The following is a 21,110-nucleotide window of genomic DNA, read 5'->3' as shown; positions in this document are numbered from 1 at the left end:
CTTTCTACTTCATAAGCGGTTTTTTTTCATGCTTATGAAGTAGAGAATTTTTACCTTATCGTAAATTCGCAAGATAAATTATATGTATCGTAATCCCAATCTCTTTCACTTTCAAAGAACGCAAATTGTTTAATCAAACGATAGTGTCCAGCAGGCAATTCTCCATAAAAACTTTTAACATCAATTTCTAATGTTAATCGTTCGTTAGGCTTAATAAAGCAATCCTTTTCATTGCTCTTTGAGGGGTCATCAAGCTGTTTAAGTTGATACCAAGTGCCGGATTGTTCAGCTTCTATTTCAAAATAATCTGGTGAATATTGGTATTCTTTATCAGAAGTATTTTCTATTAGAAATGAAAGGTGCTTTAAGTCTAAATCCTTTTCTGTACTCATTGAAATCTTCAAATCGCCCAAAGTGTCAAGCGCTTCTTCACTTCCATAAGGAGAAACCTCATATTCTTCGGAATAATCTTGTACTACATGATTATCACTGTCCTTTGCTTGACTACACCCAACAATACACACCAATAACAATAAGGTTAGAAACATACATATTATTTTTTTCATTTGTCCTTATCTCCTTTCTTTTAAATTTATAATAGCAATAAAATGTCTATTTTCAATCAACTTTCATTGCAATTTATTTTCACTGTAACACATGCTCCCCCTGCTTTATTATTAGCAATTTGGATATTTCCGCCATGTCTTTCACTTAAAATCTTACTAATATTCAGCCCTAACCCCAAATGTTCAGTAGCTATATCTTTCGATGATTTATAAAATGGTAATGTCGCCTTTTCAATATCAATATTTTTAAACCCGCAACCATCGTCTGAAACAGATATAACTAAATTATCATTCTCTATTACTACGCTAATAGCAATATCACTTTTTGCGTATCTAATACTATTAGAGAGTAAGTTTTCATAAATCTGCATGACTGTATCTAAATTGATAAACAAGGTTATATTATTACCGCTTGTAGTAATTGAAAAATGTTTGTCATAACAAAGTGCTTCTGCTGTGTTATTAAAATTATCAATAAGTGAATGAAATGTAATCTGTTGTCGTGGAATATCAATATCCTCTAACCTGTATAAGTTCGTCATAGCATTTACATATTTTTCAAGACGTGAAATATTTTTTGACATTACTGATATTTCATCTAATATTTCTTGTTGTGATACTAAGCCTTTGGGAATAAAGGAAAGCAGCATAGTAGCATGACCCTTTAGTAAAGTCAAAGGAGTGCGTAAGTCATGCGAAAAAGCAGCATTTAGACGGCGCTGTTCAGCAAATTGTCGAAACATAGTTTCATTATTTTTCGACAAACAGTCTTTCATTTTTTCAAAGGCATGACAAAGTTTCCCCATTTCATCATTTAATGGATATGATAACGTAAAATCTAAGTCATTTGCTTCAATTTTATGATACGCATTAGTTAATAGCTTAATAGGTTTCGATAATTTTTTTTTATAAAAAAATGTTACACAACATATCATACTAATAGATAATACGATAGGAATAATTGCAATATTTAATGAACCTAAAGCACTGTCAATAAGCCTATCCCGGTTTGTAAAATTAGGTAAAACTTCGATATATGAAACATGGTTCGGATAGACATATTCGTGTACTGGGCGTTCTTTTTGATAATCAACATTGAACTTGCATATCTCGTTTCCTTTCGTGTCAAATATTGTGTATTTTGTTTGGTCATTACTATAAGTGGCGGTAAATGAGCCATTTTCCGGTATATCATACCTCGTTGACAGATTTTCATACTTATAGTTTAAATTTATTCTGTATCTGTCAACCATTGAAATTAAAAGTATACAAATAATTATTCCAATCAACAACGAAAACAAAGCATAAAGAACAAAGGTCATTCTAATACTCATGCTATTTAACCGATTGAACAATCTGCTTCTCTTTAATTTTTCCATCTATATCCGCACCCCCAAACAGTTTCAATGTAAGGTCTATCGCCTAAAGATAAAAATTTTGCCCTAATACGTCTGATATGTTCTGTAACAACTGTATTATCACCAATGCCGTCTAATCCCCAAACTTTTTCATAAATAGTTTCCCGGTCAAAAACAATTCCTTTGTTTTGCGAAAGGAAAGATATTATATCAAATTCCTTTTTGGTAAAAGCCATATCCTTATTATGATAAAACACAATACGTGAGGAATAATCTATAACCATATCTTCATCAAATTGCACCTTTGAAGATATATTGTGTCTTTTTTCTCTGCGAAGATGTGCTGCAATGCGAGCTTCTAATTCATCAACAGAAAATGGTTTTATTACATAGTCGTCTGCGCCAATAGAAAATCCTTTTATTTTATCACTATCTTCAATGCGTGCTGTTAAAAAAATTATAGGGCATGAAACATAATCCCGTATCCTTTCGCAAACAGTAAATCCATCTATATCTGGCATATTGACATCTAACAAAATAATGTCAGGTTTTTTTTCTACTTCTTTTAATGCAGCATTTCCTGCTGTTGCAGTATATACCGTATATCCAAGTTTGCTGAAATAGCAATACAGCATTGATACAATTTCTTTTTCATCGTCTACAATTAAAATACTCTGCGCCATAAATATGCCTCCATTGTGAATATCTGATTTAAGATTATCAAACAAAAATCTATTTCTAATCAATTTCTTTAATTTTCGATGTCATTAGTTATTATATATGGCAATATGAGTTGTAGCAACCTTACTCTACATGTTTTATGCTCTATTACTATCCACACTATGATGTGTGTAATCATATCCCGAAAGCCATACCAAACAAAGCAGTCTATGGCAGATTTAGAAATAAGTCCTATGATTATTGAAAAATAAGAAAATATAAAAATTAGAGTGAAGTAATTATATTACAAAAATGAAAAACGGGAGATACACAGATATTGTGCTATCTCCCATATTGTTTTTAGTGTCATATCAAGGCTCATTTATTAGTGGTAAAATTAGCGTTTTTCTATATTTCTCAAAATGCTTGAAAGTAAAGTGTTCATATGGATAATCGAAAATCAGATATAAACTTTTGTTTAAATTGCCTATAATTCAAGTGAATCTTCTGCATCCACCCACATCTGTAAATTGCCATCAAGATATAATCTTGCATATTCCAAAGGCTCATCCACAGCCAATGAAGTAAGCGCACATTCTGATCCATATGTGGTTTTTAAATTTTTTTCAGCTTCCCAACAATTAATGCGAAGCATATATCCGGCACTTGTGTAAACATCAATACTATCGTGGTTTATGTTGTATTCTGCATAAATTGTTCTCATTGTATCTTATCTCCATTTTTTAATAATCATTTACAGAGTTAAATATCGAAAACATTTCATTCAGTTCACCATGTCGTTATTGTTATATGTTATACTATGTACGAATTTTTCTTTCCCTTAATTTTTCCCATATTAAGGTTCATGAAAACCAATGAGAGAATATAATACAAGGGAAAGAGTAAGGGAAAGTTCACTTGCTACAAACTTAGTATTTTCAAGGGTTTGTGAGGAATTTGATAATCAAATATAACAGTTATTAAATTTCCTAAAATAAGTGAAATATCAACTGGAATTGTTCAAGCTTTTCAAATACTAACGTCCTTAATTCTGTTCAATAATTGATTTATAGTAGTTACCAAAGTCAGCAAGTGAATTAACAATTGGAAGCATTTTTGTTCCGAGTTCCGTTAAGCCGTATTCAACTTTCGGTGGCTGCTCATGGTAATCGTGGCGATATGCCAGCCCATCACTCATCATTTGTCTTAAACTATCTGTCAAAACCTTTTGTGAAATACCATCTATACTTCGTTGTAGCTCATTGAATCTCCATGGACGCTCTTTTAAGTTACGCAAAATCAGCAGTTTCCATTTTCCTCCGATAAGAGATACTGCTGTTGCAACTGGGCATTCCGGTAATTCTTCTTTTGCTCGCATAATTCTCACCTCCGAGTCTATTGTAACACATTCATTTTTGAGTGTACAGTTACAAAAAAGTGCGTACTTGTTTTTGTATGTGTCTCACACTATACTAATACCAAGCAACCAGAAACTACAAATTAACTATGGAGGTTATTATGGCAAATTACACAAAAACAACTATTGGAAAGGAAAACCGAATTGAGCTGCATGAAAAGTTGTCTTTAACAGGTGCAGAAATCAGTTTAAACGAACTACCTGCAGGAGCAAATGTCCCATTTGTTCATTCTCATAAAGAAAATGAAGAAATCTATGGAATTCTTTCAGGTAACGGCAAAGCCATAATTGATGGAGAAGAAATTAGCCTTTCAACTGGAGACTGGCTAAAAATCGCACCTACTGCAAAGCGTCAGTTTTTTGCATCCGATATTTCTGGAATTACTTATATCTGCATTCAGGTAAAAGAAAACTCTCTGGAACATTTTACAGCAGAGGATGCCGTAATCGGCTAATTAAAAGTATTTATTTACAAAAATGCACAGTTCACGATAAGCTAAGAACTGTGCATTTCTTTTTTGTTCAATATTACGTTTTCTCAATTTTTCAAACAAGAAGTTATCAGTGATTATCTTTTAGAAAACAGCCAACTACAGCGACGCCAAATCCAAGAACACCTAGGACATATCCCCAAAAATTATTTGTTGTCACAGCAATTCCTAAAGGTATTATTGTAATCCCCAATAACTCAATCTTAATTCCTTTCATCGCAAATACCTTCGTTACAGTCGAGTAGACTAAGACCTCTCAATCTTAGCCCCTCACAGATCCGTACGTGCGGCTTTCCCGCATACGGCTCCTCATAGTAACATTCGCTTCAATATAAACAATAATACGTTTCGTAGTATCATAATATAATTCTAAGGTGTATATAGGATTGATGTTTTTATCTATATTCTCTACTTTTTCCCAGTTCTCGATATCTAAAATAGCATTGACCTTATCTTTGGACGGTACTTTCGCAGAAAAATTTATTTTCCTACTAAGCACACGTGGTGACTTTGAAGAATGTCAGACGATTTTTTATGAAATCAAAAAAGAAACACTGACCGTTATAGTCAGTGCTTAGTGCTAGTGTACCGACAAGTTGATTCTTGAAACAATCTTGCAGGATAAATTTTTTTATTTCAAGACGGAGGAAGGAGGCGTAGCGGTGGCTACGGCGACCGACGACAACGCGGAAATAAGAAATTTAGACGCAAGATTGTTCTAGAAATCAACTTGTTGGTACACTAGTTTTGTTACCCATTTTTGCATACAAAAAGGACACCTGCCAAAATCTGCCAGTGTCCCTACTATATTTTTTTAATCACACATCTATATAGTATAAAAGGTATCGGAATCTCTTCTGTTCAAATATCTTTTCCATATATTATGATGATATGGAAACAGTGGCAACCGGCTGACATGGTCAAACTTTCTGACTTTAGTCCCTTCTGGCTTTGCGTCCCTGCCTTTCAACAGGTTTGCCTTTAAAATAATGTTCATTTTTTCCAAAAATAAAATACCATGTGGTTTTTCTTACGTCAATAATATTTTGGTGGAAAATTTACATATATTTTAACCGAATCAAGTAACTCCCCTGTGGAGATTGCGAAAAGCAATAAGCAGTGGGTGAGGACCTGCTGTTTATTTTTCTAATCCCGCGGAAAAAATGCCCATTCGCCATTTCCAACATACCCTCTTTCATACCGCCTATAATAAAATCGAATCTATAAACATGGAAAGTTACTGTCCAGTGAACCCCTGAACAGTAACGGTTCCAATACACACTTTTTATTCCGTATGGTTCTTTCCAGTTTTCCACATAAACTGTTAGTAAAACTGGTATCTTTTTTCTTAAAAGCGAAATCTCTGCAACATTCCTGACAAATCAGAGGGGATACTGCAATGTATAATATGCATTGCCGGTATCCCCTCTGATTTACTCAACCATTATTCACAATTTTTTATTTCATTTTAACTTTTCTGACATTTGACCATTCGCTGAATGTTTTTGAATTATCCTCAGAAGTACGGTTCCATGCATGTAAACCAATATAATAAGTGCCTGATTTAACATTCTTAAATGTAACAGTTACTGTATTTCCTTTTATCTTCTTTACGTAATAATTCTCTCCTGAAACAGCAGGGCGTTTCTGTCCGTTAGTTCTGGTAAGGGTGTCACTGAGAACCACATCATATCCCTGAGAGTTTTTGCTCTTCGTATATTTTACTGTCACTGTGGAACCTTTCACAGTTACTTTACTGATCACAGGTGTCTGTGGCGTAATGGTACTTACATCTACTTGATGGATTTCAGACCACTGTCCAAATACTTTTTTGCCATCTTCACCTTTAAACCATGCGTGGCACGCCACATACCAGGTTCCCTTATCCATATATGCAAACGCAGACTTCAGTTCTTCCTGATTTTTCAGGACCTTTGTATACTGTCCTGTTTTGAGCATATCCTCAGAGGTACCGATCACATAATCATATTTCAGAGCACCCTTACACTCTTCATTCAGCACCATTTTTACGGAGTTTTTGGAAACAGATACATTCTTTATAACTGCTTTTGCAGGTCTGGTATAATTTCCGTCTGAATCTGTGATACTTCCGTCTGTACTGTAGGTATTTCCTTTGGTATCGGTTACAGTTTCATCCTTATTTACAGTTGGCTTTTTACCATCTGCATCAGGTGTCAGCTCCGTGCCATCCGGAAGTGTTACAGTTCCGTCTGAGCTGATCACGATTCCTTCCGGTGTAACAAGATTTCCATTTTTATCTTTCTCAGTTCCCTCCGGGTAAGTATCCGGTATCGGAGCGACAGTTGGTACCGGCGTTACTGTTGGATTCACCGATGGTGATGGATTTACCGACGGTGACGGATTTACCGACGGTGACGGGTTTACCGACGGTGTTGGATTTACTGACGGTGTTGGATTTACTGATGGTGTTGGATTTACTGTCTGTATGATTGTGGTATCTGATATAGTACAGTTCTGAATTTTATTATCCGGTGTTTCTGTAATGTCACTCCAATATGTATCCGGAGCAGATTCACTGTTGGAAGTTATTTTTTTACCATTTACCGCTGTTCCTTTTGTAGAATGAGATATAGTGACAGATTCAGTATATGCTTTACCTGGTTCCGCATTTTTGTTCATAACGGAAGTAGAACCTCCCTCCAGATATGCTTTTGCTATTTCTACATTTCCGGTGCCCTCAACTGCATTGCCACCGTTATCACCATCTCCTCGTCCTGCAACAGCAATCAACGTTCCTGCTCCGGAAATCGTTCCGTTGTCAAGAATCACCGCTGCACCGCCAACTGAAGTAGTTGCTATGTTTCCTCCGCCGTATGCTGCAAGCTGGCTGCCCTCGCCAATAGTAAGTGTTCCGCTGCTGACTTTCAAGGCTGGCTGTCCGCTGTAGCTTTTTCCTGTGGCAGGATCTGTTCCTGTGGCAGCTTCATCACCTTTGATATATACTTTTCCTTCTACCTTTACATTTCCGCTTATCACAACAACAGGTGATGTATTGTGACGTGCCTGTGTTCCATTGGGAAGGAAATTAGTGTTGGAGTAGATCATGGAATTCCTTATGGTCGCTCCATCATTCAGAATCAGCTGTCCATTAATGGAAGTACCTGTCAGGAATTTTCCGCTATAATCATCGTGATTGACAGATATTGTTCCACCATTTTCTACTTCAATCTGTCCATATATGGAAGAATCTCTCAGATTCAATGTTCCGCCATTTTCTACTTTTATCTTCACACTGCTGAGAACCTTCATATTGACCATTGTAAGATCACATCCAGCCGGTATGATCAATGTCTGGGTTGTAGCTTCTCCCTCTGAAACAGCATATCCCAGTTCTCCATATGTACCGCTGGTGTGAGAGCCATACCAGGCTTTAATCTCTGCCGGGACTGTTACAATATCATCTGTATCATTAAAATCAGGAATTACCCATGGATCCATATCATACATGTATTTTCCATCTGCAGTCTTGGTTGCATTTTCAAGCTTCAGATGATCTGCCAGTTTTTCCTTAGTACTGTAAACCTTGAAAGTAAGCTCATTACTTGTTACTGTACGCCCTGATTCATCAGTTACTGTAACATTGACAGGATATGTACCGATTTTAGCAGGAGTTCCGCTGAGAGACAGAGAACTGTCATATGTGGAATACATCCCTGCCATCCCACTTTCACTGTCAATGTTTACCTTTGTATTCTTTGTGTCAATTTTTACACCTGTTTCTTTTAACTCCTTCCAGTCAGCTTCAACAGGTTCCTGCCCATCCGGAAGATCAGCTGCTTCCACAACTACATTACTGTTTTTGTTGGATGAAACAGAAGTGGATGCCCCTGAAACTGCATCGTATTTCTGCTGCCCTGTAACAGCGCTTTCGAAGTATCCTTTTAATCTGACATGAAGAGTGTTCACTCCGTTAGATGCACCGTTAATATTAGTTTCACCAGAATCAGCTGTAACAACTTTGAAGTCATTTCCTTCTGCAGTTACCTTAAGATAAAGTTCTTTATATCCATCACTTTTTATTGTAATGACATTTCCAGTATGAAGTACAGTTGAATCAAATACAACACGATTATTACTGCTGTCTGGACAATATGCTTTTCTGCCATATAATGCTATTGCATAATCTGTTTTATCCCATACTGTCCCATCTACAGATATTTCTTTGATTTTACTGATATAATCAGAAACATTATTTTCATCAGCTGGTTTAATGATCTTGTAGTCTGTACCTGAAATTTCCACTTGATCTCCCGCAAATGTTGGCGCATCTTTGGTCTGTTCAGGTTCAGACTGTGAAGTTACTTTTTCAACGTTCCAGTGTTTTCCGGTTCCTGTTACCTTTAAAGTAAGATCCTTGTATCCGGTACTGGTGATTACAATCTCATTACCCACTTCAAGTCTATCTGGAGATAGTCCAACATAACCGTCTGAGTCTTTTTTAATATATGTTGTTCCTGTAAGATCCCACGAATAAGTTACTTCATTCCACTCTGTTCCATTAATAGATATTCCTGTAATTTGCTCAACATACCTTGAGTTAAGAGAAGTTTTTAGTTTACAAACATTCGCAAAAGAACCACTTTCATATTCTGCTATCACCTCCGGCGGTTCTTTCGCACTTTGTGTACCCTCATCCTGAGCCGCCTGTACATTCTCCTGCTCATCCGCAAAATCCGGTGTTCCCAATCCATCACTAAAGGAATCATCATCTGCCTCCTGTGTGATCGCTGAATCCGTAGTCATTGAATCTGTAAATATGTCTGCTGCACATACCGGTACAGAAGCAATCATGTTTGCCGCAATTGCCATAGACATCAGAATTGCCATTCTTTTCTTCATCTGTTTCTTTATCCTCCTGTAATATGATATCAGGGGCAAAAGATATTTCGTCCCTGACTTGAAGCTATCTGTGTATCATCTCATTTCAGATGAAGCGGATAAAATCCTCCGATTCATCTCAGTTCTTCAGTGGAAGTTTAAATGATCAAATCACGCAATAGTTTGCTTTGGTTAACTCTGTTGGTTAGTATATTCTAACCTGCGTGAAAATGCAAGAGAATTATTCTGCATCTGTTGAGAAAGTATCTCATAAATCAAGCAGTATCCTGTTGACAAATTTTTATCATTTCACAGCAAGATAAGACAGAATAGAGCAATTATGGCAATTCCATAAAATAATGCAGGTAATAAATCAGGTAACATCCTGCTATCAGTCTGAAAATATCATCTTCTATCTCTTTTTCGCTGCTGTTTAAAGTAATTTTGTTTCCTTCTATCTGAAGCCCCATTGTATCCGCGAGATTCTCAACCCGTTGCCTGTCATATTCTTTTTCATCCAAAAGAACAGACTTCTCATAAACCCTGAATTTTCCGGTTTCATCACATTCCAGTCTCAGATGCAGTTCAGGGAGTTTTCCGGGTTTAAAGGTTATCTCACTGTATGTCATAGATTGTCTTACTTTTGTGATTCCCTGTTTCACTGCCAGTATGATCCATTCATCCAATACAGGTCCTTTATACATAGGAAGTCCATATTGCAGATGTAATTGGGCCGCCTTGCTGATGCAAGCATTTCTGGTACGGTTATTCAGACGTTTATAAACATTGCTGCCCTCAACCGGGTAGTATTTCTTCAGTATCTTCTCTTCGGCTTTTGTCCATGGATCATTGGTTTTCCTGCTTAATCCCAGAATCATCGCTCTGTATTTGCATGCCTGAAGAGATCTTTCAGGAATAAGAGTATGCACATATCCGGCACCTTTTTCTTCATAATATCGGGAAATGATCGCATCCTCTTCCTGTGTCCATGGAAGTCTGTTATTGTCTGATCTGACATTTAAGTACTTAGCTCTGGACTGACAGGCAGTCAGAGTTCTCCCTTCCAATCGTTCTGCTGCCTTCCTGCCTTCCGCTTTGTAATATGTTCTTATAATTTCATCTTCTTCTGCAGTCCATTCTTTTCTTCCCTGTATGCAAAGACCTAATTTGGCAGCTCTTTTATTACATGCCTCTTTGGATCTTCCCTCCAGTCTTTTCTGAACTTCAGCACCTTCTGTCGGATAATAATTTCTCAGAATTTCATCTTCGCTGCTGCTCCATTTTCTGTTTGCCCCGGAATAAGTAAGTCCTAATGCAGCAGCTCTTCCTCTGCAGGATTCTGCTGATCTCTGATTTAAGCGATAACGTACCTTACTGCCCTCCGCAGCATAATACTCTCTGAGTATTTTATCCTCTGCCTCTGTCCATAATCTGACATATTTAACATCATTCTGTACAGTTGCTGAAGAGGAAATGTTTTTGGATATTTCCATTTTTGATGCCTGGATCCTGCAGCTTTTTGCAGTTCTTCCGGATAATCTTTCACAGACCTGATCTCCTTCTGCGGGATAGTACTTTCTTAATATTTCGATTTCATCGGCTGTCCATCTTTTTTTCGTATTTGCCATGTCTTACACCTGTTTTATATATTATTTCAAACTGAAATATTCACTACTTCTTACTTTTCGTAACCTTCGCAAAAGAATTCCATATGTGAATGCAATATCTACATAGAAATTCCTGAATGTACAACATATTCATACCCTGTCTCCGTAGTATAAGTTTTTTCCTGTCCCAGTGCCGGAATAACAGATTCAGGGCTGTGCAGACTTCCACTTTTAAATACGATCATCACTTCTGCTTTCTTTTCATTAACCGGAGTTATTTCTATATTATTGATTGTGTTTTCAATCATGGCCCTGGTGATATCTTTGGGTTTTACGCAGGAATATTCCTTTGCATAGTCTAATATCCTGTCCATCTGATCTGTCAATTCTGTTTTTGAAAGAGGTTTCATGCTTTTCAATTGTTCCAGATTCGCTTTTTTCTCTGCTATCTGCTGTGTAAAAACCTTGTTTCTGCTTAAAAATTCCGCATCAGAAATGTAGCCGCCCATATTGTAATCCAGCAGCTTATCTCTCTTCTGTTCCAGTACTGTTATTTCATGCTGTATGTTGTCAATTTTTTCTTCAGTTCCTTCTGTTTTGTTAATCTCTTTCTCATAAAGTTCCAGATACTTATGCAATATACTTTTATTGCTTTGAGCCAGATTGTTATAAACATCCGATATCATCTCCAGCAGGATTTCTTCTTTTACCGGTTTTGATCTGCAGGAAACTGCGCCCTGTTTTATGCGATGACTGCATACCCAGGTCTTTGCAGCTTTTCCGCGGACAGTTCTGACTTTCAGCCAGTATGCAGCTTTATCTTCCGCACAATGTATAAGTCCGGTAAAAAGGTTGTCCTGCTTATAGGAAGTTTTTTTCAACTTGATATTTTTACTTCTTTCTTCCATAATCCTGTTTGCATCTTCCCACAGTTTTTCATCCACAATTGCAGGGACATGGGTACCATCGTCTTTATACATCACCCATTCATCTTCAGGCAGGAATTTCTGTTTCTTAGTAAAGAGATCAACTATTTTTACTTTTCCACCAACATAGTAACCCTTATATTTAGGATTTCGGATAATATTGGCAATCACATGGCTGTCAATCTTTCCCCCTTTATAATTTCTGTATCCACATTCCCATAAAAATTGTTCCAGTGAATGGGTAGACCAGTTTCCCAGAGCATATTTTTCAAAAATAAGCTGTACCATTTTTGCCTCTTCGGGATTCAAAAACAATTTTCCGTTTCGCTTGTCCCATCCATATATATGTGAATTACCAAGAACCACACCGTTCTGTATGGATCTTGCATGACCGAAACGCACACGACTTGAAAGTTTTCTGCTTTCTTCCTGTGCAATACCGGACATAATTGACAGCCTGAGTTCCGAATCCTCATCTAATGTATTGATATTGTCATTCCTAAACCAGACAGCAGTTCCACAGTCCAGAAGCTCTCTTGTATATCGTATACTGTCTAATACGTTTCGGGCAAAACGGGTAATCTCTTTAGTTATGATAAGATCAATTTTCCCGGCTTTTGCATCCTGGAGCATTCTCTGGAATTCCTCTCTGTGGGTTACGGTAATACCGGAGATTCCTTCGTCTATATAACCATCCACAAGCGTCCAATTCTTTACGTCTGAAATCAGTTGTTCAAAAAAAGTCCACTGATGCTCAATAGAGGTTTTCTGTTCCTCCTTATCCGTACTGACTCGGGCATAATACGCCACATTCAGTTTCAGATCAAATATATTTTTCTGCCGGGATTTCAGTTCCTCACGTGTTGCATAAATATCCATCTTATTCCTTTCCAATCAACTGATTCGCTGGCAATATTCATCTGAACTGTCCATCTGTTCTCCATTCTTCGCGACTGCTGTATTGAATGTACTCAAGGTTATAATGTCTTTCTGGATACTGCTGTGCAGTTTTTCGGAAATCTGTCCATTATCAAGCATTTTGTCATTAATCATTGTCAGTACAACCTGTTCCAATGTCATAAGCATTCCTCCTGTTCTGTATGTTATAATGTGCAATTTGGCATAGAACTATCCAGCGGTAATATGATGAATTTTATAAAATAATTATAACTGATTCAAAAATAACTGTTTTTGAGGCGAAAAAAAAGCAGCTAACCTATTTTTCATAGACTAACTGCTTAAAGTACGTAAAAAACCAGAAAGATCTAACAGTTCAAAAGATTCTTTCCGGTTTTTTACACATATAAAGCGAGGGCATCGCTCAATCATCTAATTTGATGATTTTACGACACCCCCATCCCTTCAGATATATATCAGGAAGACAGTTCTATCTGCTTCATTTCTTCCAGAAAATCACGGATATAGGATACTGCCAAATCAAGGGCCTCCTGTCCAAGTTCTGCGGAAGAATCTTTCGGATCAAAAGGTCCAAACCAGCCGCTTGGAGCAATTTCTTTGGTATCTCTCACAAGACGTACGATACCACCCTTGAAATTAACTGCCTGGATATAAGCCGCTTTCATATTCTCAGAAGGATCCTGCGCATTGATAGGCTTGCTGAGCTCCAGATGTACTGATTCCGGAGCAATTGCCATCATAGCTGAGGTCTCCAGAACATCACCATGGCCGCCATCAAATTTCTTGTCCAGCTGAGCCACCAGACTCCACCAGTCTACACTTGCACATACGCCCCCTTTGTGATATACCTCCAGAGCCGCCCGATCAATGGATGGAGTATTGCCGCCATGGCCATTCAGAACTACAAAACGTTTTGCGCCATGCTGCATCAAAGAGTCCATAATGCCATGCAGAACCATATACAGTCCCTCATAACCAATATTAATACTTCCCTCAAAGCTTAAGTGATAAGGACATACACCGTATGGAACAGTAGGTGCTACGATTACGTTATCTACATCCTCCACATGATCCGCCAGATAGGACGGTACCATAAAGTCCGTTCCCAACGCACCCTGTGTTCCGTGCTGCTCGGTGCTTCCCACCGGAATCACAATAATCGGATCCTTCTCAAAAGCCTCTTTTGCTTGTGCTGTAGTCATTTTTGCAAGATACATTTTAAATACGCCTCCTAACTTTTATACTGTAAAATGACGATCAATAGTCTCCTGCGGCGGAGTTTTTGTAAATTTACTTACTACAATCATTACAATAGAAGCAATGATCGTAGTTGGAAACAGTGCATGGAATCCCATAGCTAACGCCTTGACAGACGGATTCAGTGTAAAGAGCAACAGTGAAATAATACCTACTATAACCGATGCGATTGCTCCCTTCGCTGTTGCTTTCTTCCAGTAAATTCCAAACAGAATCGGCACTACAAAAATTGCCATTCCTGAAAATGCAAACAGGTTAATTTCAAAAATACTGCCTGGCTGGAATACACCAAAGCAAATTACGATGATACCGATGATTACAGTTACTACCTTGGACAACTTCATAACATTCTCATCTGTAGCATCCTTATTGATAATCTTCTGATAAATATCACGGGTAACAGCACCGGTAGTCGTTACCAGAATACCATCGATTGTGGACATACCTGCTGCCACAATACCTGCGATGAAAATGGAAGCCAGGAAAGGATTCATGCCTCTCTGCAGAATCATAGGAATAATCTGATCTGCCTTCTCAATATTCTGAATGGAAGCAATACCATTTACACCGGCCCACTCAATCAGAGTTGCAGAGAAAAACATACCTGCAGTACCAAGAAGAATTGCTTTGAACATGGTCTTATGATCCTTCATGGCAAAGAACTTGGTAAACAGGTGAGGCTGTCCCATGGTAAAGAACGACCATAGCACAATGTTGGATACATAATAAGTCCAAGGCATATAACCGTTAGCACCCGGGAAGGTCAGATAAGCCTCATTCATACTCTGAAGTGTATGGTTAATGTTAGAGAAACCTCCACCCATTACTACAGATACAATAAATGTAACCACTGCAGTAGCAATCATCAGAGATCCCTGGATAACATCCGTCATCATGGCACCTTTCATACCACCGCTCATACAGTAGAGAATAACGATAATACCCATTCCCACAACACCTACCCATTCAGGCAGTCCGGTAAATACATGTACAATAACGCCTGCTCCGATAATCTGTGCGCCCATCATCGGAACCAGGAAGAAGAGCATCATTACGCCCAAAACACCGCTCATCTTCTTGGAGTGATAACGGTCTGTCAGGTAATCGGCCATGGTCAGGAAACCATATTTATGACCAAGAGTAATCAGCTTACGGCCAATAAGAAGAGCCGGAAGAATCATACAGAACACAGCTCCAGGTACAGAGATAGCCATTCCTGCATAGCCTACGCCGTAAATGGTTCCCGGTGTACCAAGAAAGGTTCCCATAGAAAACTGGGTGGAGAAATATGCAATACCACTTACTAATACACCAGCCTTTCCGCTCAATACAAAGAAATCGCCAATGCTATTCGTCTTACGTCCTGCATACCAACCAATAAATGCCATAATTCCAAGATAAAGTACTAACACTGTATAGAAAGGAATTGGTGATGGCTGAATTACTGCTGCTCCATTCATTTATTTGTCCTCCTCATCATAAGTGTGATATTCTTTTCTCTTCATACACATGCGGTAATAGATAATAATCAGCGCAAATGTAATGGCAGTGTGAACAATCCATCCGAATATATAAAGCGGAACACCACCAAATGCGGGAATATACGTCTCGCTGTAGAAAAACGGGAACGGAATCATAATGAATACAAACATAACCAGAAAAATAATCAACCATGTCCGTTCGAAGTGTTTCTCAAAAAGTTTCTTCATAACCTTTTTCCTCCTTTGCTTTCGAAAGAAAATCATGTAATATATACTATGATTTTCTTTCGATTTTTTGTTAAGTATATACTTTACTTTATATTTTCCATTATACATGCTATAATAAATTTGTAAAGTTTTTACTTATATTTTTATAAAAAAAATATAAAACATTGCATGCGCCATGCAAAGAAAGGACATCGTGTAATATCTATGGATATTTTAGAGCATCTTCAAAAACTTTATCCTGCCCTGACAAAAAAGCAGAAAACAATCGCAGATTATCTAATTGCTAATCCGGAGGAAATCAGCTACATTACACTGGCACAGCTAAGCCATCAGACCGGTACCTCCGAGCTGACTTTGCTTCGTTTTTGTCAAAAACTGGGGTACTCCAACTTTCTGGACTTAAAGGAGCAGTTTCGGGACTATACCCAAAAAATGATTAAGCAGGCCTCCTCTTCTTCCTTTTTTCTGCCAGAGCGTACCTCAGGCGAAGACACCGAGCGGGAACAAATGCTTCATGAAATCTGCAATACAGAGGCCGCAGTTTTCTCTGATTTTATTACCAACATCAATCTGGAATCTGTCATAAAGGCTTCTGATGAAATCCGGAAAAGCACCCGTATCTACATCTTTGCCCATGATATTTCTCTGGTTCCCGGCAAATTTTTACAGAGCCGTTTGGAAATTCTGTACTTGAATTCTGCGTTGATTGATTTATCGGATCTGGAAGTCACCCAGAAGATTATCCAACAGCTGACGGATGGTGACCTGGTAATCTTTTTCTCTTTCCCCCGCTATTATTTTCCGATTGGAAATATTGCTAAAAAAGCAGCTAAATCAGGGGTACCGATTCTGACCATCACAGACAGTGATACTTCACCGGCAGCTGCGCACAGCACACTATTGCTTCTCTGTCCCACATCTACGAAGCTGTTTTATAACTCTATGACTGCACCTATGGCTATGCTCAATATTCTGGCATCCTGTCTTGTCATCGATAGTGTATCACCATCTGAACGGCAGATTTTTATCGACACTTTGCCATCCTGATTTTTAGCCCAAAAACAAAACCGGATATACAGGTTTCCAACAGAAAGCCATATATCCGGTTTCGTTTTTATTTTCTTTTTACTTCTCATAGGTGCCTTTTCGAATCACCTCTCCATGCTTCATAAAGATCTTTCCCCTGGCTACATAAGTATCCAGCGTCAGATCCTGATCAAACAGCAACAGATCCGCATCGGCCCCCTCTGCCACAGTTCCCTTGATTCCCAGTAAATCCAGCCCCTCTGCCACCTGACAGGTCATATAAGGCAGTGCTTCCTCCAGAGTCATTCCCAGAACCTGTACCATATATTTCAACTCTTTATAAAGTGCATCCACACCAGATACACCTATCTCCAGAAGGCTGCCGTCCTCAGCATAATTAGACCAGCTTCCGTGTCCGTCAGAGCTCATTGTGATATGCTCTGTGGGCAGTCCCCGCTTTTTAGCCTCCAGAACACATTCTCCCGGTGAAGTGTGCATACCGCAGGTCAGATCAATATAACCTCCCCGCTTCAGAAATTCGTAGCCCTCTTCCAGCAACTTTTCATTCCGGTTGACATGAGTGGGACGGAAAATCCGTACAGGAACAGAACTCACCTCCAATGCCCGGAATACCGGCGCAAGACCATCTTTGTCATCTCCCATGTGAAGCACCACAATGCCTGGCTTTCCACTGAGCATTCCCGCCACACGAGCTTTACTTGCAATCTGAACCAACTGATCACCAGTCACATTAGGTGCCCGGTGATCAGATATCGCCAGCTTCACACCCAAAATCTCATTCACGAATACGATGTCCCTGTCTGTTTCACCTGTGATAGTCGGGCTGGGATATCCGTAAGCACCTGTGAGCATATAAGCACTCACGCCCTCCTCACAGAGTACCCGGGTCTTCGCATAAAGATTGTCCACACTCCTGGTGATACCATCCGTACCCAGAAGTCCCACCACTGTTGTGATACCGTTCTCTACCAGTTCTGACATCTGTAATTCCGGTGTCCGCGTATGAAAGCTTCCCTCTCCACCGCCTCCGGTGATATGTACATGTTGATCTAAAAATCCGGGAGTAAGAATCTTGCCCTCTGCATCCAGCACCTCGCACTCCACAGGCAATTCTCTGATGGAATCCTGTATACATTCAATCTTTCCCCCGCAAATCAAAAGATCCTTTTTACCGAGATATTCCGGTGCGTAAATCTCTGCATTCTTTACCAATAACATAACTGTTCCCCTTTTTCCCGTAGCTGTTCATTACGCAGATACTCCAAACTATCATGAACAGTTACTTTTCTTTTTTCGTTTCTACTCAAAGTATATACGATGGAATCCGTTTTGTCTATGAAAGTTCTGAATAATTAGCTATATATTTCCACCATCAAGGTACATCCGATATGAATGTTTGTCCCATTGGCAGCTTTCCTGGAGAAGTAATTTCTAATCGGTTGTCATATACCGCCACCTGTATCGTACCATAATGAATTATCAAAAATAAAATCTAAGGTGGACAGATTGCTTTGTCTATTGTAATATATGCTGTATGGAATTTTACGAGGAGGATTTATCATGGAAGAAAAAATACTTAATTTTATTCTGGAATGTGCAGAAGTCCAGAAATTGGTTCCATTCTCACTTATCGAAGAAGAATTTAATCTTATTCTGGACGAAGCCTTAAAGTCGGTCATTACGGATGCTCTCTGGGATAATGATACTATTTCTGACGTAACTATAGGAACTGATGGTTTTACTGTCACATTTTTCGAGAATTGATCGTAAATATCAAACTAATCAACTGATGACACGAACACAGCCAGAAGCATAAACAAAGTATCTGATAAGCAGACATGATCTAATACCCCCTTATCAGATACTTTTTTATGTTCCATATCTTGCCTACAATTTACGACCGTCTATAGCAATCCTCGTAAATAATGCATTTAAGACAGTTCAGCAGAGTGCGAAAGACAAGGAAGATATCTGCAGGCGTGCTGACGCAAGGCAAAAATATCTGACGCAGATTTCACACTCTGATGGACTGGATTAAGATGCATTATTTTAGAGGATTGCTATAGTCATATTTCTCAAGCCCCAGATTCTCAAAACAATATCTGGGCTTTCCAACACTCTTCCTGCCATATTCGATTGCCTCAGCCGGACAATAGCAGATGCAGGCCATACAATGCGTACAATGCTTTTCCCATACAGGTTTCTTATTTTTCATTGTCACATTGTTTAACGGACAGACTTTTACACATTTGCCGCATCCGGTACAGGTCTGATCTGCATAAAATGCCTTTGCTTTTACAAATGCCGCATAGAAGATATCATTCACCAGACCACTCTCAAAAGATGCACCGAAGCCACTTTTTGATGGAAGCTTCTCTCCATGTTTGATTGCCAACACAGCTTTAGCAATATCAGGACCTGCTGCCACAACAATCTTCTTTGCTTTCTCCACATCAGGAGCATTAAACATGGCAATGTAATTCTCCGGCATAATGATCTGTGCCGTCCCCATATGCTTTAATCCTTTTTTCTCACTCAGTTTTCGATTGTATATATCTGCGCCACCAATACCGCTTCCGCAGCTCATCACATACCAGACATTCTTCGCCCCGACAAATTCTGTCTGTCCGATCCAGTCAGAAACCACACGCGGGATCCTCCATGCATAAGTCGGTACCACCACTACCAGATTCTCTCCTGTCTTAACAGACCCGGTATCACCCGATTTGATCCGTTCGTTCATACAGATCAGTTTTTCCTGCAAGCTGCCGGCAATCCTCTCTGCTACATATTTACTGTTTCCCGTTCCTGAAAAATAAACAACCATGTCATTTCCTCCTCGCGCCGTTTTATCCTAATAAAAAGATATCACATTCGTTCCGTTTTCTCAATATCCGCGGAAGCCCTGCTCCAGTATCATTGATCTGTTTTCCATCAAACTCACCATATACAGAAAGTCAAAAAACACCACAGATTTCTCTGCGGTGCAGCCCGGAAGTATAGCGATAACTTCATGACAAATCTTCATACCAATACGGAATTGTTCAAAAATCTTTCGGAGTCTTACTTGCTTAATTTATGACTGTATTATAAACTGACTTTCGTGATATTATCACACAATAACATAGTAAAAACTCTATTGGTTTTTCCAACAGGGTTCTATCGATTACTCATTTAAGAAGATTCATCTACTCTGAGCTGAAAGCTAATTATATTTCTTGCATAACTGTTTATTTTTATACATATAAGCATCTGCCTCATCCAATAACATCTGCATTGTACCCGACATATCATCGGAGGATAATGCCCATCCGCAGGCATAGTCGATTGGTATTTGATTTTCATAACTATTTAATCTGTTTTTTTCTCTGTACAATGATTTTAATATCACCTTAATTTCCGCCTCGCTTGTATGATAAATGACTGCTATAAACTCATCTCCGCCATATCTTCCAACAAAATCCTTTTCTGGAATAACACTGCGCAAAAGCTTTGCGAAATTCAATATTAACTGATCTCCTGCGGAATGTCCCATTGTATCATTTACAGTTTTTAGATTATTTAAATCAAACATTATGCATGCTGTAGGATCTGTAATTATATCTTTTTTATTAAGTAGCTCATTACAGGCATTTTTATTTGGCAGTCCAGTATAGGCATCTATGAATGCTTTCTGTTCCAGCAGTCTGTTTTGCATTGCCATCTGCATTGCCCTTAGAGTCTGCATAATAACCAATATCACCAGACTCAACATATCAAGTGCCGACAGAAGCTCTATGGTACGAATCTTTATAGCAATCTTTTCTGAATAGCTTTCTGCGGCAGAGACAGTTTCATCTGCCATCGTAAAATATATTTCACTCATATTAACAATGTCTGTATTTTCGTATCCCTTGTTTCTTACTGCTTCAATCTCTTTTTTCAATTTATCCCAGTAATCACTCTGAATTTGCAATTTTTCCAGATATTCTTCGTCATTGAGTTTTACCAGATCATAATGTCCATCCTGATATCTTAATCCAAGAAAAATATCATCCAAATATTTAATTAATTCTTCATTTTGGTTTCCTGTAATTTCTAATTTTACTTCGCGCTGTGTAGCTCCACGTACTAGGCCTGCATAATTTATTACGCGTGCTGTCCCCTGTAGCCTACTAATCTGAATCATCATAAAAATAATAAGAACTACTAATATCAATATAAGGAAACTCTGTATAATACCTATTATATTTTTACCTTTTTTCTTGTTTGTCTGCATTTTGCAATTTATCCTGAACCTTAAATAATATTCATT

General features: G+C 38.4%; 19 protein-coding genes, 1 pseudogene and 1 riboswitch. Of the genes and pseudogenes, 3 read left to right on the top strand and 17 right to left on the bottom strand.

Going from position 1 to position 21,110, the window contains the following annotated elements:
• Positions 1 to 50: 50 nt before the first annotated feature.
• From ACESZG_RS04565 to ACESZG_RS04545, 5 genes are all read right to left on the bottom strand, one after another.
• Entirely contained in the window at positions 51 to 566 is a 516-nt protein-coding gene (locus tag ACESZG_RS04565; protein WP_008400157.1) for an immunoglobulin-like domain-containing protein, read from the bottom strand.
• A gap of 56 nt (positions 567 to 622) precedes the next feature.
• The gene (locus ACESZG_RS04560) at positions 623 to 1,945 is read right to left on the bottom strand and encodes a HAMP domain-containing sensor histidine kinase (RefSeq protein ID WP_055156874.1); all 1,323 of its coding nucleotides are present in this window, start codon (positions 1,943 to 1,945) and stop codon (positions 623 to 625) included.
• On the bottom strand, positions 1,933 to 2,607 hold the full coding sequence (locus ACESZG_RS04555) for a response regulator transcription factor (protein WP_044944580.1): 675 nt from the start codon (positions 2,605 to 2,607) through the stop codon (positions 1,933 to 1,935). Before ACESZG_RS04555 ends, ACESZG_RS04560 begins: the two co-directional genes overlap by 13 nt.
• Positions 2,608 to 3,071: 464 nt before the next feature.
• Positions 3,072 to 3,308 carry a DUF6061 family protein gene (locus ACESZG_RS04550; protein WP_008400163.1) on the bottom strand — a complete coding sequence of 79 codons (237 nt, stop codon included), beginning with the start codon at positions 3,306 to 3,308 and terminating at the stop codon, positions 3,072 to 3,074.
• Between the two features lie 321 nt (positions 3,309 to 3,629).
• Entirely contained in the window at positions 3,630 to 3,962 is a 333-nt protein-coding gene (locus ACESZG_RS04545) for a helix-turn-helix domain-containing protein (RefSeq protein WP_020993870.1), read from the bottom strand.
• Between the two features lie 140 nt (positions 3,963 to 4,102).
• Between ACESZG_RS04545 and ACESZG_RS04540 the strand changes: the two genes are divergently transcribed.
• Positions 4,103 to 4,456, top strand: a complete 354-nt coding sequence (locus ACESZG_RS04540; protein WP_020993869.1) for a cupin domain-containing protein — start codon at positions 4,103 to 4,105, stop codon at positions 4,454 to 4,456.
• Between the two features lie 106 nt (positions 4,457 to 4,562).
• Here the strand turns inward: ACESZG_RS04540 and ACESZG_RS04535 are convergent, their stop codons facing one another.
• From ACESZG_RS04535 to ACESZG_RS04500, 8 genes are all read right to left on the bottom strand, one after another.
• The gene (locus ACESZG_RS04535) at positions 4,563 to 4,709 is read right to left on the bottom strand and encodes a hypothetical protein (RefSeq protein WP_167338145.1); all 147 of its coding nucleotides are present in this window, start codon (positions 4,707 to 4,709) and stop codon (positions 4,563 to 4,565) included.
• Positions 4,710 to 5,391: 682 nt separating this feature from the next.
• Positions 5,392 to 5,482, bottom strand: a riboswitch (cyclic di-GMP riboswitch).
• A gap of 468 nt (positions 5,483 to 5,950) precedes the next feature.
• Positions 5,951 to 9,373 (bottom strand): hypothetical protein, encoded by a 3,423-nt coding sequence (locus tag ACESZG_RS04530; protein ID WP_008704251.1) that lies wholly within the window; start codon positions 9,371 to 9,373, stop codon positions 5,951 to 5,953.
• A 317-nt stretch (positions 9,374 to 9,690) separates the two neighbouring features.
• A complete protein-coding gene (locus tag ACESZG_RS04525) occupies positions 9,691 to 10,980 on the bottom strand; it encodes an SANT/Myb-like DNA-binding domain-containing protein (protein ID WP_008704252.1) in 1,290 nt (429 codons plus the stop codon).
• A 98-nt stretch (positions 10,981 to 11,078) separates the two neighbouring features.
• Entirely contained in the window at positions 11,079 to 12,764 is a 1,686-nt protein-coding gene (locus tag ACESZG_RS04520) for a recombinase family protein (RefSeq protein ID WP_008704253.1), read from the bottom strand.
• Positions 12,765 to 12,779: 15 nt separating this feature from the next.
• A complete protein-coding gene (locus tag ACESZG_RS04515; protein ID WP_020993868.1) occupies positions 12,780 to 12,965 on the bottom strand; it encodes a hypothetical protein in 186 nt (61 codons plus the stop codon).
• A gap of 293 nt (positions 12,966 to 13,258) precedes the next feature.
• Positions 13,259 to 14,020 (bottom strand): creatininase family protein, encoded by a 762-nt coding sequence (locus ACESZG_RS04510; protein ID WP_008704256.1) that lies wholly within the window; start codon positions 14,018 to 14,020, stop codon positions 13,259 to 13,261.
• 21 nt (positions 14,021 to 14,041) lie between these two features.
• A complete protein-coding gene (locus ACESZG_RS04505) occupies positions 14,042 to 15,520 on the bottom strand; it encodes a sodium/pantothenate symporter (protein WP_118409679.1) in 1,479 nt (492 codons plus the stop codon).
• Positions 15,521 to 15,769, bottom strand: coding sequence for a hypothetical protein (locus tag ACESZG_RS04500; RefSeq protein ID WP_118409680.1), 249 nt, complete (start codon positions 15,767 to 15,769; stop codon positions 15,521 to 15,523).
• Positions 15,770 to 15,973: 204 nt separating this feature from the next.
• Here ACESZG_RS04500 and ACESZG_RS04495 point away from each other — a divergent pair, with 204 nt between their 5' ends.
• Complete coding sequence (locus ACESZG_RS04495; RefSeq protein ID WP_008704261.1) at positions 15,974 to 16,816, top strand: MurR/RpiR family transcriptional regulator; 843 nt, start codon at positions 15,974 to 15,976, stop codon at positions 16,814 to 16,816.
• A 78-nt stretch (positions 16,817 to 16,894) separates the two neighbouring features.
• On the opposite strand, the gene iadA is transcribed toward ACESZG_RS04495, so the two are convergent.
• Together iadA and ACESZG_RS04485 are read right to left on the bottom strand one after the other, a co-directional pair.
• Positions 16,895 to 18,034 (bottom strand): beta-aspartyl-peptidase, encoded by a 1,140-nt coding sequence (iadA, locus tag ACESZG_RS04490; protein ID WP_008704262.1) that lies wholly within the window; start codon positions 18,032 to 18,034, stop codon positions 16,895 to 16,897.
• Between the two features lie 175 nt (positions 18,035 to 18,209).
• Positions 18,210 to 18,293, bottom strand: a pseudogene (locus tag ACESZG_RS04485) (ATP-binding protein); the annotation flags it as partial.
• Positions 18,294 to 18,376: 83 nt separating this feature from the next.
• On the opposite strand from ACESZG_RS04485, the gene ACESZG_RS04480 reads away from it, so the two are divergent.
• On the top strand, positions 18,377 to 18,580 hold the full coding sequence (locus ACESZG_RS04480) for a hypothetical protein (RefSeq protein ID WP_020993865.1): 204 nt from the start codon (positions 18,377 to 18,379) through the stop codon (positions 18,578 to 18,580).
• Between the two features lie 280 nt (positions 18,581 to 18,860).
• On the opposite strand, the gene ACESZG_RS04475 is transcribed toward ACESZG_RS04480, so the two are convergent.
• Both ACESZG_RS04475 and ACESZG_RS04470 read right to left on the bottom strand, forming a co-directional pair.
• Positions 18,861 to 19,643 (bottom strand): EFR1 family ferrodoxin, encoded by a 783-nt coding sequence (locus tag ACESZG_RS04475; RefSeq protein WP_373217654.1) that lies wholly within the window; start codon positions 19,641 to 19,643, stop codon positions 18,861 to 18,863.
• A gap of 378 nt (positions 19,644 to 20,021) precedes the next feature.
• Positions 20,022 to 21,074, bottom strand: coding sequence for a GGDEF domain-containing protein (locus tag ACESZG_RS04470; protein ID WP_161234089.1), 1,053 nt, complete (start codon positions 21,072 to 21,074; stop codon positions 20,022 to 20,024).
• Positions 21,075 to 21,110 lie beyond the last annotated feature (36 nt).

Source organism: Blautia sp. Marseille-P2398, from assembly GCF_964240315.1.
Lineage (GTDB): Bacteria > Bacillota > Clostridia > Lachnospirales > Lachnospiraceae > Blautia_A > Blautia_A wexlerae.
Note: the sequence above shows the minus strand (reverse complement) of the source record. Positions and strands in the feature narration are given on the sequence as shown.

Coding starts and splice junctions, on each gene's coding strand:
- ACESZG_RS04565 (WP_008400157.1), bottom strand. CDS start 566: ATGAAAAAAATAATATGTATGTTTCTAACCTTATTGTTATTGGTGTGT.
- ACESZG_RS04560 (WP_055156874.1), bottom strand. CDS start 1,945: ATGGAAAAATTAAAGAGAAGCAGATTGTTCAATCGGTTAAATAGCATG.
- ACESZG_RS04555 (WP_044944580.1), bottom strand. CDS start 2,607: ATGGCGCAGAGTATTTTAATTGTAGACGATGAAAAAGAAATTGTATCA.
- ACESZG_RS04550 (WP_008400163.1), bottom strand. CDS start 3,308: ATGAGAACAATTTATGCAGAATACAACATAAACCACGATAGTATTGAT.
- ACESZG_RS04545 (WP_020993870.1), bottom strand. CDS start 3,962: ATGCGAGCAAAAGAAGAATTACCGGAATGCCCAGTTGCAACAGCAGTA.
- ACESZG_RS04540 (WP_020993869.1), top strand. CDS start 4,103: ATGGCAAATTACACAAAAACAACTATTGGAAAGGAAAACCGAATTGAG.
- ACESZG_RS04535 (WP_167338145.1), bottom strand. CDS start 4,709: ATGAAAGGAATTAAGATTGAGTTATTGGGGATTACAATAATACCTTTA.
- ACESZG_RS04530 (WP_008704251.1), bottom strand. CDS start 9,373: ATGAAGAAAAGAATGGCAATTCTGATGTCTATGGCAATTGCGGCAAAC.
- ACESZG_RS04525 (WP_008704252.1), bottom strand. CDS start 10,980: ATGGCAAATACGAAAAAAAGATGGACAGCCGATGAAATCGAAATATTA.
- ACESZG_RS04520 (WP_008704253.1), bottom strand. CDS start 12,764: ATGGATATTTATGCAACACGTGAGGAACTGAAATCCCGGCAGAAAAAT.
- ACESZG_RS04515 (WP_020993868.1), bottom strand. CDS start 12,965: ATGACATTGGAACAGGTTGTACTGACAATGATTAATGACAAAATGCTT.
- ACESZG_RS04510 (WP_008704256.1), bottom strand. CDS start 14,020: ATGTATCTTGCAAAAATGACTACAGCACAAGCAAAAGAGGCTTTTGAG.
- ACESZG_RS04505 (WP_118409679.1), bottom strand. CDS start 15,520: ATGAATGGAGCAGCAGTAATTCAGCCATCACCAATTCCTTTCTATACA.
- ACESZG_RS04500 (WP_118409680.1), bottom strand. CDS start 15,769: ATGAAGAAACTTTTTGAGAAACACTTCGAACGGACATGGTTGATTATT.
- ACESZG_RS04495 (WP_008704261.1), top strand. CDS start 15,974: ATGGATATTTTAGAGCATCTTCAAAAACTTTATCCTGCCCTGACAAAA.
- iadA (WP_008704262.1), bottom strand. CDS start 18,034: ATGTTATTGGTAAAGAATGCAGAGATTTACGCACCGGAATATCTCGGT.
- ACESZG_RS04480 (WP_020993865.1), top strand. CDS start 18,377: ATGGAAGAAAAAATACTTAATTTTATTCTGGAATGTGCAGAAGTCCAG.
- ACESZG_RS04475 (WP_373217654.1), bottom strand. CDS start 19,643: ATGGTTGTTTATTTTTCAGGAACGGGAAACAGTAAATATGTAGCAGAG.
- ACESZG_RS04470 (WP_161234089.1), bottom strand. CDS start 21,074: ATGCAGACAAACAAGAAAAAAGGTAAAAATATAATAGGTATTATACAG.